At 40.4% G+C, this 436-nt stretch carries 1 protein-coding gene; it reads left to right on the top strand.

Annotated elements, in window-relative coordinates; genetic code table 11:
- Window positions 1–128 precede the first annotated feature (128 nt).
- Window positions 129–436, top strand: a 308-nt coding sequence (locus tag AC2JF9_RS09515; RefSeq protein ID WP_500727290.1) for a hypothetical protein, incomplete at its 3' end; no start/stop codon positions are given.

Below are 436 nucleotides of genomic sequence, written 5' to 3'. Positions count from 1 at the left end.
CAGCACCTATTTTTTAACCTCTTTATATTTTAGAAAAAGCCGGACAGGGAGGTAAAAAAAATATTGGTCCTTTTTGGAAACCAAACCGAGGTGTAAATCGTCTGATTAAAAAACGGGAGGTGTCAGTGATGAAGAAATGGCTGATTGGATTATTAGCTTTTATGCTGTTTATTCTGATGGGTTGTTCATTAAATGGAATGACCGGGAGTCAGCCGCCGAAAGCCAGGATTGAAGTTGGGGAGAAATCATATGAAACCAGATTAGGAACTTATTGCTGGAAAAGGACATGTGTCGATACTGCCGGATCGGTCGAACTGCTAAAAGGCAAGACACCGGTAAAAGTGAAACCAAATGAAGAAGTTAGGTTCGTGATAGATTACGAACCAAAACCAAATGAAATCTCTCTCACGCAATGGAAGTATGGGCAGGAAAAAGA

The sequence above is a fragment of the Lactobacillus sp. C449L genome (assembly GCF_059900815.1).
Note: the sequence above shows the minus strand (reverse complement) of the source record. Positions and strands in the feature narration are given on the sequence as shown.